Origin of the sequence: Microvirga sp. RSM25 (assembly GCF_044784385.1) — a bacterium.
Taxonomy (GTDB): domain Bacteria; phylum Pseudomonadota; class Alphaproteobacteria; order Rhizobiales; family Beijerinckiaceae; genus Microvirga; species Microvirga tunisiensis.
The window spans coordinates 4777632-4791180 of record NZ_CP173039.1 but is presented as its reverse complement, the minus strand read 5'-3'; the positions used below and the strand labels follow the sequence as shown (position 1 = coordinate 4791180).

6 protein-coding genes are annotated in these 13549 nt (G+C 65.9%); all 6 read left to right on the top strand.

Annotation, left to right across the window (positions count from 1 at the left end; translation table 11 throughout):
• Positions 1-55: 55 nt before the first annotated feature.
• The 6 genes from ahcY to addA all read left to right on the top strand — a co-directional run bounded on the left by ahcY (position 56) and on the right by addA (position 13522).
• Positions 56-1456, top strand: a complete 1401-nt coding sequence (gene ahcY / locus ACD578_RS22770; RefSeq protein ID WP_404288745.1) for an adenosylhomocysteinase — start codon at positions 56-58, stop codon at positions 1454-1456.
• Positions 1457-1953: 497 nt separating this feature from the next.
• Positions 1954-4521 (top strand): ATP-binding protein, encoded by a 2568-nt coding sequence (locus tag ACD578_RS22765; protein WP_404288742.1) that lies wholly within the window; start codon positions 1954-1956, stop codon positions 4519-4521.
• A gap of 8 nt (positions 4522-4529) precedes the next feature.
• Positions 4530-6116, top strand: a complete 1587-nt coding sequence (gene tsaE, locus ACD578_RS22760) for a tRNA (adenosine(37)-N6)-threonylcarbamoyltransferase complex ATPase subunit type 1 TsaE (RefSeq protein ID WP_404288740.1) — start codon at positions 4530-4532, stop codon at positions 6114-6116.
• A gap of 9 nt (positions 6117-6125) precedes the next feature.
• On the top strand, positions 6126-6860 hold the full coding sequence (locus tag ACD578_RS22755) for a nucleotidyltransferase family protein (protein WP_404288738.1): 735 nt from the start codon (positions 6126-6128) through the stop codon (positions 6858-6860).
• Between the two features lie 57 nt (positions 6861-6917).
• Entirely contained in the window at positions 6918-10091 is a 3174-nt protein-coding gene (gene addB, locus ACD578_RS22750; RefSeq protein ID WP_404288736.1) for a double-strand break repair protein AddB, read from the top strand.
• Positions 10088-13522, top strand: a complete 3435-nt coding sequence (addA, locus tag ACD578_RS22745) for a double-strand break repair helicase AddA (protein ID WP_404288734.1) — start codon at positions 10088-10090, stop codon at positions 13520-13522. Before addB ends, addA begins: the two co-directional genes overlap by 4 nt.
• Positions 13523-13549: the final 27 nt, after the last annotated feature.

Below are 13549 nucleotides of genomic sequence, written 5' to 3'. Positions count from 1 at the left end.
TAGCTCTGATAGAGACAGCGCCAATTCAACCGAGCAGGTGCAAAGAGAGGCCATCATGGCGCAGGATTACATCGTGAAAGACATCAGCCTTGCCGATTTCGGCCGCAAGGAGATCTCGATCGCCGAGACCGAGATGCCGGGCCTGATGGCCGTCCGTGCGGAATACGGCCCCAAGCAGCCCCTGAAGGGCGCCCGGATCGCCGGCTCGCTCCACATGACGATCCAGACCGCGGTGCTGATCGAGACCCTGAAGGCTCTCGGCGCCGACATCCGCTGGGTCTCCTGCAACATCTACTCCACCCAGGACCATGCCGCCGCCGCCATCGCGGCTGCCGGCATTCCGGTCTTCGCCTATAAGGGCGAGTCGCTGACGGAGTACTGGGACTACACCGCCAAGCTGTTCGACTGGCACGGCGGCGGCGTACCGAACATGATCCTCGACGACGGCGGCGACGCCACCATGCTCGTCCATCTCGGCCTGCGCGCCGAGCAGGGCGACGTCGCCTTCCTCGACAAGCCTGGCGCAGAGGAAGAGGAAGTCCTCTTCGCGCTCATCAAGCGTCTGCTCAGGGAAAAGCCGGAGGGCTGGTTCGCGGAAGTCGCCCAGTCCATCAAGGGCGTGTCGGAAGAGACCACCACGGGCGTGCACCGCCTTTACATCATGGCCAAGGAGGGCAAGCTCCTCTTCCCGGCGATCAACGTCAACGACTCGGTCACCAAGTCGAAGTTCGACAACCTCTACGGCTGCCGTGAATCGCTCGTCGACGGCATCCGCCGCGGCACGGACGTGATGATGGCCGGCAAGGTCGCCATGGTGGCGGGCTTCGGCGACGTGGGCAAGGGCTCTGCCGCCTCGCTGCGTCAGGCCGGCTGCCGCGTGCTGGTGTCGGAAGTCGACCCGATCTGCGCGCTCCAGGCTGCCATGGAAGGCTATGAGGTCACGACGATGGAGGACGCTGCTTCTCGCGCCGACATCTTCGTCACCGCCACCGGCAACAAGGACGTCATCACGCTCGACCACATGCGGGCGATGAAGGATCGGGCGATCGTCTGCAACATCGGCCACTTCGACAACGAGATCCAGGTCGCGGGCCTCAAGAACCTCAAGTGGAACAACATCAAGCCGCAGGTCGATGAGATCGAGTTCCCCGACGGACACCGAATCATCCTGCTCTCGGAAGGCCGCCTCGTGAACCTCGGCAACGCCATGGGTCACCCGTCCTTCGTGATGTCGGCTTCGTTCACCAACCAGACGCTCGCCCAGATCGAGCTCTGGAACGATGCCGGCAAGTACGAGAAGAAGGTCTACACCCTGCCGAAGCACCTGGACGAGAAGGTCGCCTCGCTGCACCTCGAAAAGATCGGCGTGAAGCTCACCAAGCTGCGTCCCGACCAGGCGTCCTATATCGGCGTCTCCGAGAAGGGACCGTTCAAGCCGGATCACTACCGCTACTGATCGGCCATCCGATTATGGAGCATCGAAAGCCCGGCTTCGGCCGGGCTTTTTCATTGGTTCGCCGGGCAGAGTCCCGGTCCCGAAAGTGGGCCCACTTTCGGGACCCATCCGATGCTTCATTTCCCAAGGCATCGCTCGTTGTGGGCGGAAAACCGGATCTGCTTTTCACTGCCGCGGACCGCCGGTTCCGCACGATGCGCTGGCGAATCGAACAGAATGTCGCACCCGCATGTGTGTGTCACAAATGCAATATGGTTCGACGAATTGCACACAGGTTCTCCAAAGGAAGTTTAAGCCGGTGTTAACCCCCTTTCTGGCGAAGTCGGGGGTGGTCTAGAGTGAACGCGAATCGACCGGCTGTGCTGTGGCTTCGAACCTGCGCCGGCAGTTCCGTTCATGCGTAGACGGTTGACCTCTGTAGCGTCGGAAAGCGCGACCGGGGATCGATCCAATTTGGCCTGGTCATCAGGTCGCCAACACAGGAAGGGCCGCACGGCATGGCCGGGCATTGGGAACGTCACGATGGCAGCAACGACGGGAGAGTTCCCCTCGTCGGCTCCGCCCGTGTACCCCTGTCCCTGATGCTCCTGACGGGCACCTCCCAGGCTGCCCTCGCCAACGACCTGCTGCTCCCCATCGCGGAAGGGGCCTCGGACCTCCTCGGCTTCCTTCACAGCTTCGACCTGCACAATGCCGCCTATTTCGGCCTCTTCATGGGCCTCGTCGCCTTCTCGACCACCACCGCCCTGCTGCTGATGCACGAGCGCAAGCGCGCCGCCCGGATGGAACGGCGTCTGCGAAACGAGCTCGATGCCTTGCGGGGCGCGGATGATCTCGCGGCCCTTCTCATGGGCTCGGAGCGCCAGCTCCTCGTGAGCTGGCACGGCCGGGACGGAGAACCGCGCTTCCAAGGCGATCCAACCATCCTCGGCGAGAACGCGCCGGCCCAGCGCGCCCTGGCCTTCGGCACCTGGCTCGCACCGGCCGACGCCGCTGCCGTCGAGGGCGCTCTTGAACAGCTCAAGCAGCGCGGTCAGGCCTTCCGCCTGACCGCCCGCTGCATCGGCAGCCGCTTCGTCGACGTGGAAGGCCGCACCATCGGCGGACGGGCGATCCTGCGCCTGCGGGACGTGACCGGCGACCGGGCCGAACTCATGAAGGCTCAAGGCCAGCTGTCGGTCGCACGAAGCGACCTGCGTTCGATGACGATGCTGCTCGACGACGTCGCCTATCCGCTCTGGATCCGCGATACGGACGACAAGCTGCTCTGGGCAAACCAGGCCTATCTCCGCTCCGTCGAGGCCAAGGGTCTCGATGATGCCATAGCCCGATCCCTCGAGCTCCTGAGCGCGCCGACCCGGGACGAAGCCCGTCGCCAGCGCCAGTCCGGCGTTACCTTCTCGGGCCGCGTCACGGCCGTGGTCGCAGGCCATCGCGCGGTGCTCGAGGTGATCGAACGCCCGACCGCCGGCGGCAGCGCTGGCATCGCGGTGGACGTGTCGGAACTGGAGGCGGTCCGCACCGACCTGCAGCGCCAGATGGATGCCCATGTGCGCACCCTCGATCAATTGCCCACCGCGGTGGCGATCTTCGACGGATCGCAGAATCTCATCTTCAGCAACGCCGCTTATCAGCGTCTCTGGGGCCTCGATCCGACCTTTCTCGTCTCGCGCCCCACCGACAGCGAGGTGCTCGATAAGTTGCGCGCCGGCCGCAAGCTTCCGGAGCAGGCGGATTTCCGCGCCTGGAAAACCGATTTCCTGCAGGGCTACCGTTCGGTCGAGCAGCAGGAGACCTGGTGGCACCTGCCCGATCGGCGAACCCTGCGCGTCGTCATCAACCCCAATCCGCAGGGCGGCGTGACTTATCTCTTCGACGATGTGAGCGAGCGCTTCGAACTCGCCTCGCAGGTCCATTCGCTCACCCGCGTGCAGAGCGAGACCCTCGACACGCTGAAGGAAGGCGTTGCGGTGTTCGGTTCCGACGGACGCCTCAAGCTGCACAACCGCGCCTTCGCCGACATGTGGAACCTGTCGCCGGAGATGACGGCTGAGAACCCGCACATCGACACGATCATCAAGGCCTGCCGTCTTCTGGCATCGCAGGACGAGCCGTGGATCGACATTCGCGGCGCGGTGGCGGGCCTTGCCGACATGCGCATGGGTCTATCCTGCCGCATCGAGCGTCATGACGGCACGGCGCTCGACTGCACCGCGCAGCCTCTGCCCGACGGCGCGACGCTTCTGAGCCTCACCGACGTCACCGCGAGCGTGAACGTGGAGCGTGCGCTCACCGAGCGCAACGAGGCGCTGGAGCGCGCCTCGCGGCTGCGCGACGAATTCGTGCATCACGTGTCCTACGAGCTGCGCTCGCCGCTCACCAACATCATCGGCTTCACGCAATTGCTCGGCGACGAGACCGTGGGCGCGCTCAATCCGCGCCAGCGCGATTATGCCGATCACATCATGCGCTCCTCGGCGGCACTGCTTGCGATCCTCAACGACATTCTCGATCTCGCCTCCATCGACACCGGTTCGCTGGAGCTGACGCCGGAGATCGTCGACATCCGTTCCACCATCGCGGCCGCCATGCGCGGGTTGGAGGATCGGCTTGCCGAGTCCTCGCTCAATCTCGTCATCGACACCCCGGACGACATCGGCACCTTCGTGGCTGATGGGAAGCGCGTGCGCCAGATCCTGTTCAATCTGCTCTCCAATGCGGTCGGATTCTCATCGCCCGGCCAGACCATCCGGGTCTCGGCGCGCAAGCGCGGCGGCGAGGTGATCTTCGACGTGAAGGACCAGGGCCGCGGCATTCCGCCCGAGATCAAGGCACGCATCTTCGAGCGGTTCGAGAGCCATACGCTCGGAACCCGCCACCGCGGCGTGGGCTTGGGCTTGTCCATCGTGCGCTCCTTCGTGGAACTGCATGGCGGACGCATCGAGATATCGTCCGCGCCGGGCGTCGGCACTACTGTCACGTGCGTCTTCCCCAATGACCGGCACGAGACGCCGTCCGATGGCCGATCCGCGCAATCTGCGCTAACTCCAATCGCAGCCGAGTAGGAACAGCGATGGTGAATGGACTGGCCCGCATGCCCGAGCAGGACCTTTTGCAAGCCGCATGGATCGTGACGCTCCCCGACCACGAGTCGACTGAGCGCTTCGCGAGGATTTTGGCGGAAGAGCTCAAGCCCGGCGATCTCGTCACCCTCTCGGGCGGTCTCGGCGCCGGCAAGACGACGCTTGCCCGCGCCCTGGTGCGGTTGCTCGCCGGCGATCCGGAGCTCGAGGTTCCAAGCCCCACCTTCACCCTGATGCAGGTCTATGACGGCCCGCGCTGCCCCATCGTTCATGCGGATTTCTACCGCCTCTCCGGCGGCTATGAGCTGGTGGAGCTGGGCTGGGACGAAATGACGGAGAACGCCATCGCGCTCGTCGAGTGGCCTGAACGCGCCGAGGAAGCGCTCAAGCCCGAGCACCTCGATATCCGCCTCGATTTCGCCCCTGGCAGCCAGGGCAGGGGGCGGCTTGCCATGCTCACCGGAACCGGCGCCTTCGCCTCCCGGCTCCAGCGCATGAAGGCCTATCGGAGCCTGGTTGAGCGCTGCGGCTGGGCCGATGCCTCACGCCATCCCATGACGGGCGACGCCTCGGTGATCCGTTCCTACGAGCGCCTCGTGAAGCCCTCGGGCGAAACCGCGCTCCTGATGATCTCCCCGCCACGCCCGGTCGGACCCGCCGTGCGGCGTGGCAAGCCTTACACGACCATCGCGAAGCTCGCCGAGACGGTCCATGCTTTTGTGGCCATGGACAAGGGCCTGCGCGCGCTCGGCTTCAGCGCGCCCTACATCTACGGCGAGGACCTGGAGGCAGGTCTCCTCCTCATCGAGGATCTCGGCTCCGAGCCCTTCACAGACAAGAACAGCCCGATCCCCGAGCGCTATGCGGAGGCGACGCGGCTTCTGGCGCAGCTCCACGGCCAGACCCTGCCTCAGATCTTGCCCGTGGCCGGGGGGATCGATCATTCGATCCCGCCCTACGATCTCGAGGCGCTTCTGATCGAGGTGGAGCTTCTGCTCGACTGGTACGTGCCGCACATCATCGGCACGCAGCTCTCGGGCTCGGCGCGGGCCGAGTTCGTCAATCTGTGGACCGAGACTCTGGGCGAAGTTCTCTCCACACCGGCTTCCTGGACCCTGCGCGACTACCACTCGCCCAACCTGATCTGGCTCCCCGAGCGCGAAGGCCTGCAGCGGGTGGGAATGATCGATTTCCAGGATGCGGTGCTGGGCTCGCCGGCCTATGACGTCGCGTCCCTCTTGCAGGATGCGCGCGTGACCGTGCCGCCGGAGCTCGAACTGAAGCTCATCGGCCATTATGCCCGCGAGCGGAAGGCCGCCGATCCTGCCTTCGACGTCTCGGCCTTCGCCCGCGCCTACGCCATCATGGCGGGCCAGCGCGCCACCAAGATCCTCGGCATCTTCGCCCGCCTCGACCGGCGCGATGGCAAGCCGCATTACCTCAAGCATCTGCCGCGGATCGAAGCCTACCTCATCCGCAACCTCGCCCATCCGGCCCTGGGGAAACTCAAGGTCTGGTATGAAAACTATCTGCCGAGGCTCATTCCGCATGCGGATGAAGCCCCTCCCGAATCCTGAGCCATCTCCTTGTCCCAGACCTCCCCGCGCGCGCCGCATAAAGCCATCGTCCTCGCTGCAGGCTTGGGCAAGCGCATGCTGCCGATCACGGCCTCCATGCCGAAGCCCCTCGTGAAGGTGGCCGGCCAGAGCCTCGTCGACTTCGCCCTCGACAGGCTGCACGAGGCGGGCATCGAGACCGTGGTGGTGAACGTGCACCACTTCGCCGACATGCTCGAAGCGCATTTGCGCACCCGGGCCCTGCCCCGCATCATCATCTCGGACGAGCGCGGCGCGCTGCTGGAGACCGGCGGCGGCGTGAAGAAGGCGTTGCCGCTTTTAGGAAGTGAGCCGTTCATCACCTTCAATTCCGATTCGCTCTGGATCGAGGGAAAAGAGCCAAATCTGAAGCGCCTCGTGAAGGCCTGGGACCCGAAGCGGATGGATATCCTGATGCTCGTGGCTCCGTTATCCACAAGCATTGGATTCGAAGGCCGCGGCGATTTTCACATGGAGGAAAGCGGTCGTCTTCGCCGCCGCGGAACGGATGACAGCGCTCCTTTCGCCTACGCGGGCGTCGCCATCGTGAAGCCGGAACTCGTTCACGGCACCCCGGATGGAGCGTTCTCGGCCAATGCCTTCTACGACCGTGCCATCGCGAACGAACGCCTCTACGGCTTGTGCATGGAGGGGCAATGGTTGCATGTTGGGGAGCCTCAGGCCATTGCCGAGGCCGAAAAGTGCCTTGCCGCCAGCAAGCGATGAGGTTTTGTGGTGTCGAGCATGACCCGGAAAAGTGGGAACCGGCTTTCCGACCAGGTCATGCATGATTCAAAGACTTTGCCGCACGTCTTTTCGATCCCTCCGGGCTGCGCCTTCCTGCCGACCCTGGTGGATGCGCTTCTCGACGGCCGCCTTGTCGGCCCCCTGTCCGACGATCCCGCCGCTCTTGCCGACATCACGATCTATGTTCCCAACCGCCGTGCCACCCGCGCGCTGATCGCACTGCTCGCCGAGCGCGGTTCGGGCAAGGCACAGCTCCTGCCGCGCATCGTGCCCTTGGGCGAAACCGACGAGGCCGAGTTCGAGTTGACGGGTCTGGAAGGCACGCCGCTGCAGGACGCCGCGAGCCTCAAGCCCCCGATCCCGCCCCTGGAGCGCCGCCTCATCCTGACGCGTCTCGTGCAGCGCTGGTCGGCGGAAGTGGACCGCGCCCTGCTGCAGCTCGGCCCCGAGGTGCCCTTCATGGTGCCGGCCTCGCCCGCCGACGCGGTGAACCTCGCGGGCGATCTCGAGACCCTGATGGATGCCTTCACGACGGAAGGCATCGACTGGCATGCCCTCGAACTGGCGGTGGATGCGGATTATTCGAAATATTTCGAGATCACCCGCCACTTCGTGCAGATCGCGAGCGAGAACTGGCCCAAAATCCTCGCCGAGCGCCAGGCGAGCGATCCCGCGCAGCGGCGCAACGCACTGCTCGAAGCCGAGGCGCGGCGCCTCACCCGCGAGCGGCCGGAGCATCCCATCATCGTCGCGGGCTCGACCGGCTCCGTGCCCGCCACCGCGAACCTCATGGGCGTCATCGCGCGCCTGCCCAAAGGCGCCATCGTGCTACCCGGCCTCGACACGGATCTCGACGAGGAGAGCTGGTCCACCATCGGCGGCATCGGCGACGATGAGACCGATCCGGTGCATGGACATCCGCAGGCCTCGCTCCGCCGCCTTCTCGACAGGCATCTGCGCGTCCCGCGCTCCGACGTCACCGTTCTCGGCGACGTGCCGAAAGCTGCGAAAGCCAGAAACCACCTGCTCTCCGAAGCCCTGCGCCCGGCGGATACCACGGATCGCTGGTCGCTGATCGCGCCCGAGGGTCGCGCCGCGTTGAGCCACAGCGGCTGCGAGGGCCTCGCCATCATCGAGGCGATGGACGAGCGCGAGGAGGCTCTCGCCATCGCGATCGCCTTACGCGAAACCATCGCGCATCCACACAAGACCGCAGCCCTCGTCACGCCGGACCGTGCACTCGCCGTACGCGTGACGGCGGAGCTCGCGCGCTGGGGTTTGAGCGTCGAGGATTCAGCGGGCATTCCCCTGTCCGACACGCCCGCGGGACGCCTCGCGCGTCTGGCTGCGGAAGCCGCCGCGGACGATTTGCGGCCCGTGCGGCTGCTGGCTCTGCTCGCCCATCCGCTGGTGCGCCTCGGCTTGCCCCGCGAAACGGTCGAACATGCGGCGAGCGTGCTCGAGATCGGCGTGCTGCGTGGGCCCGCTCCCGCACTCGGCATTGAGGGCATGCGCGCGGCGCTGGCCAGCCGCCGCGCCGAGAACGATCACCGCACGCCACGTCCACGCAAGCGCCTGACGGAAGCCGAGTGGGGCCTCGCCGACGAATTGCTGCAGCGTCTCGGAGTGGCGTTCAATGCCTTCACGCCGGCCATTCATGGCGAGGGCAAGCTCGATCTCATGTCCCTGGTGGAGGATCATCGCCGCACCGTGGAGGCCCTGTGGACGGCAGCGGACGATGAGGAGATCGAGGATACGGATTCATCCCGCGAGGCGCTCGCCGCGCTCTTCGACGATCTCGAACATTCCGACATCCGCGCGGAGGAAGGGCATCCACTCCGAGGCCGCTTCGTCGATTATCCGACCTTCTTCACGGCGCTCGCCAAGCAGCGGTCCTTGAGCCCCTCGCCCCGCGCCACGCATCGCCGCCTGAAAATCCTGGGCCTTCTCGAAGCGCGCCTTCTCTCCGTCGACCGCGTGGTGCTCGGCGGATTGGACGAGGGCACGTGGCCCCCGCGGACCGTGACGGATGCGTTCCTCAACCGGCCCATGCGGACGCGCGTCGGGCTGATGCCGCCGGAGCGGCGCATCGGCCAGACGGCGCATGATTTCGTGCAGGCGCTCGGCACCCACGACGTGGTGATCACCCGCGCGCACAAGCGCGACGGCTCGCCCATGGTGCCCTCGCGCTTCCTGCAGCGCCTCAAGGCCTTCACCGGCAAGGATGTGTGGGAGCGGATGACGAAGGCCGGCGATGATTACCGCCGCCTCGCGCGCACCCTCGACACGCCGGAGCCCGCGCCTCCTCTGCCCCGCCCGCGGCCGAAACCCGATCCGGCTCTCTTCCCGCGCAGTTTGAGCGTCACGGAGATCGAGACGCTGGTACGAGATCCCTATTCGATCTTCGCGCGCCACATCCTCAAGCTCGACGCGCTCGATGCGATTGCGGTCACGCCGAGCGCGGCCGAGCGCGGCACGATCATTCATGACGTGGTCGGACAATTCGCCGAGAAATATCCGAAGACCATCCCCGCTCACGCGCTGGAGGAACTGCTCGCACTCGGCACGGATGCGTTTGCCGACATCGCCGAGACTTTTCCCGAGCTCTATGCGGAATGGTGGCCGCGCTTTACGCGGCTCGCCACTGCATTCGTAGGCTGGGAGCAAGAACGCCGCCCGGACCTCGTCGAGGTCCATGCCGAACGCTCGGGCCGATTGTCGATCCCGCTGCCGGACGGCACGATCTTCAACTTGCGCGCCCGAGCCGACCGCATCGAGCACCGCCGTGACGGCGGCTTTGCCATCATCGACTTCAAGACCGGCCAGCCGCCCGGCGTGCGCGAGGTCTATGCCGGCTTTTCGCCGCAGCTCACGTTAGAGGCCATGATGCTGATGAAAGGCGCTTTCAAGGGCCTGCCCATGGCGAAGGAAACGCCGGACCTGGTCTACGTGCATACGACTGGCGGACGCAAACCTATCGACCCACGAGAGATTAAGCCAACGGGCAAGGAAACACGGAGTGTTGCGGACATCGTCGAAGAGCACCGCCGCCGGTTCGAGGGCATGATCGTGCGCTACGCCAAGGGCGAAGCGGCTTACCTCTCGCGGCCCTTCCCGAAATATGCGCGCCGCTTTTCGGAATACGATCATCTGGCACGCGTGAAGGAATGGTCGCTGGCAAGTGCGGGCGGCGGAGAGGGATCCGAATGAGCGCCGATCTCGTCATTCCGGAATACACCAAGGACGCGCAGCGCCGCGCGGCCAACCCACGGGCTTCCGCCTGGGTGTCGGCCAATGCGGGCGCCGGCAAGACCAAGGTTCTGACGGATCGCGTCGTGCGCCTTCTGCTTGCGGGCTCGCTGCCGGGCCGCATCCTGTGCCTGACCTTCACCAAGGCGGCTGCTGCCAACATGGCGATCCGCGTTTTCGAGCGTCTCGGCCGCTGGGTGACCCTGGACGAGGAAAGCCTCGTCAAGGAACTGACGGAGTTGGAGGGCGAGAAGCCGACGCGTCGCCAGGTGAAGCTCGCGCGGACGCTCTTTGCCCGCGCGGTGGAAACGCCGGGCGGTCTCAAGATCGACACCATCCACGCCTTCTGCGAGCGGCTTCTACACCTCGTGCCGTTCGAGGCCAACGTGCCCGCGCGCTTTGCCGTGCTCGACGAGAGCCAGACCGACGAGATGCTGGCGCAGGCGACGTCGAATGTCATGGCCGATGCGGCGAGCGGCAACTATCCGGAACTCGCCGAAGCGCTCGATACCATCAGCGTCGATGCAGTGGGCGACGCGCTCGCCTCCGCCATAAATGCGGCCCTGAAATGCAAGACGTTCCTGCACGATCCGGCGCGTCCCGCACGGCTTCGCCAGGAACTCGGCCTGGCACCGGACGACACTCTCGAGTCCATCGAGACCATGATGCTGGAAGGCGGCATCGGGCCGGAACAATGGCCTGCCATCGCACAGGAGCTTCTGGCTGGCAAAGCAACCGATCAGAAGCGGGCGGCCTCTCTTATTGCGACTGCCGAAGCCAAGAATGTTTCTGAGAAGCTGGAAATCTATCTCTCGGTCTTTCTCACGGATAGCGGCACGCCGCGCAAGGGCTCGGCCTTCCTGACAAAAGACGTCAGCGAAAGCCTGAAAGACGCGTTGCTGCGCGAGCAGGAGCGGGTGTGCTCGCTGATCGACAGGCGCAAGGCCGTGCGCGCCGCCGAGCGCACCGATGCGCTGTTTACGCTTGCGGCCGAAATCCACGCTCGCGTCGAGCAGGCGAAGATGCGCCTCGGCGCGCTCGACTTCCAGGATCTCATCGACAAGACCCTGGCGCTGCTCTCGCGCGGAGACACGGCCTGGGTGCTCTACAAGCTCGACCGCGGCATCGATCATGTTCTGATCGACGAGGCGCAGGACACCAACCCCGAGCAATGGGAGATCCTGCGCAAGATCACCGAGGATTTCACCGCGGGCGCGGGCGCGGCGGGCGGGCGCGTGCGTACGCTCTTTGCGGTCGGCGATCCCAAGCAGTCGATCTACGGCTTCCAGGGCGCCGCCCCGCAGGAATTCGAGACGACGCGCCGGAGCTGGTCGCAGAAGGTCAAGCAAGCGGAGCTCCATTTCGAGGACGTGTCGCTCACCATGTCGTTCCGCTCGGCCAAGGCCGTACTGTCGGCGGTGGATGCCACCTTCGCGGTCGACCGGAACTTCAAGGGCCTCTCGTTCGAGGACAAGGCGGTCGGCACCGTGCATGAAAGCGCACGTCCGCATGCACCGGGTCTCGTGGAGATGTGGCCCCTCGAGACGCCCGCTCAAGAAGAAGAACCCGAGGCCTGGGTGCTGCCCATCGACGAACCCGAGCAGCAATCCCCGCCCGTCGTCGTCGCGCGGCGCATCGCGCAGGCGGTCAAATGCTGGACCACCAAGGGCGACGAGATGGGCCGCATCTGGACGGCGGGCGACGTGCTCGTGCTGGTGCGAAAGCGCGGCGCGGCCTTCGAGGCGGTGATCCGCGCCCTGAAGGAAGCGGGCGTGCCGGTGGCTGGCGCGGACAGACTCAACATCGGCGAGCACATCGCCGTGCTCGATCTCGTCGCCGCTGGACGTGCGGCGCTTCTGCCGGACGATGACCTGACTCTCGCGACCGCGCTGAAATCGCCCCTCGTCGGGCTCACCGACGACGATCTCATCCGCATCGCCGCCGACCGCCCCGACGGGGAATCGCTTCACGCCGCCATGACGCGCCATGCGGAAGCAGGTGACGCGAAGGCGAAGCGCGGATGCGAGGCGCTCGCTGCATGGCGCGCGCTCGCGCGCATCCATGGCCCCTTCGGATTCTTCGCCACCCTGCTCGGTCCGCGCGGCGGACGCTCGCTGCTCGTCGCGCGGTTGGGCAGCGAAGCGGGCGATGCCATCGATGCTTTCCTGTGCTTCGCGCACCAGTCCGAGATGACGGAGACGCCCTCGCTCACCGTCTTCCTCAACCGGTTCGAATCCGCCTCCCACACCATCAAGCGCGACCTCGATTCCGTGAACAACGAAGTGCGCGTCATGACCGTGCACGGGGCGAAGGGCCTGGAAGCCCCCATCGTGGTACTCATCGATGGCTGCGAGGTGTTGGGCCGCGATCCGCCGCTGCTGCCATTGCAGTCGGCAGGCGGCGACAGGATTCCCGTCTGGTCGCCGGGCAAGAATTCCGATTCGAGCGCGATGACGCAGGCGCGCGACCTCCTGCACGCCAAGGGCTACGAGGAGCACAACCGGCTGCTCTACGTCGCCATGACCCGCGCCAAGGACCGGCTGGTGATCGCTCCTTACCGGATGACCGGCAACGAGACCCGGCAGGAAGCTTGGTGCGAGATGATCCGTCATGGGCTCGTCGCCAAGGCGGGAGGCCTGGAACTCGACGAGGCGCCGTATGGCCCGATCTCGGTCTGGCGCGACGGCTCACCGCTCGCGCGCACGCTCGCGGCCGAATCCGATGTTCAGCCGCTCGATCCCATCGCCGTGCCGGATTGGCTGACGACGGCGGTGCTGCCGGAGCCCGAGCCCCTGCCTCCGATCCGCCCCTCCAGCGCGCTGGGCGCCGCCGATCGCATGACACGCCCCGGCGACGGCCCCTACGCACCAGAGGCCCGATTGCGCGGCACCCTGGTCCATGCCCTGCTGGAACGTCTGCCGAGTCTGTCGCCGGAGCTCCGGGAGAACATGGCGCGTTCCTACATCAAGGCGCGCGCGCCGCGCCTCGCCTCCGACTTGCGGGAATCGATCCTGGCCAGCGCCCTCAACGTCCTCGACCATCCCGACCTGAAGCCCCTGTTCGGCGAGAGCTCGCGGGCCGAGGCGCCCATCGCCGGGCGCGTGCGGACGGCGGAGGGCGAGATCATGGTGTCGGGCCAGATCGACCGACTGGCCGTGCTCGAACACGAAGTCCTGGTGGCCGATTTCAAGACGACCGCACGTCCGCCGAAAGCCGGTCAGCCGCCGCCACAATCCTACGTGGCGCAGCTTGCCCTCTACCGGACGCTGCTGGCCGAGATCTATCCGGACAGGCGCATCCGCACCTTCCTGATCTGGACCTCCGGACCCGTGATCCACGAACTTCTGGAACCCGACCTGGAATCGGCACTTACCCTCATCAAAGCGGCGTGAGCGAAAGCGCGCTTGCTTGATTCAATC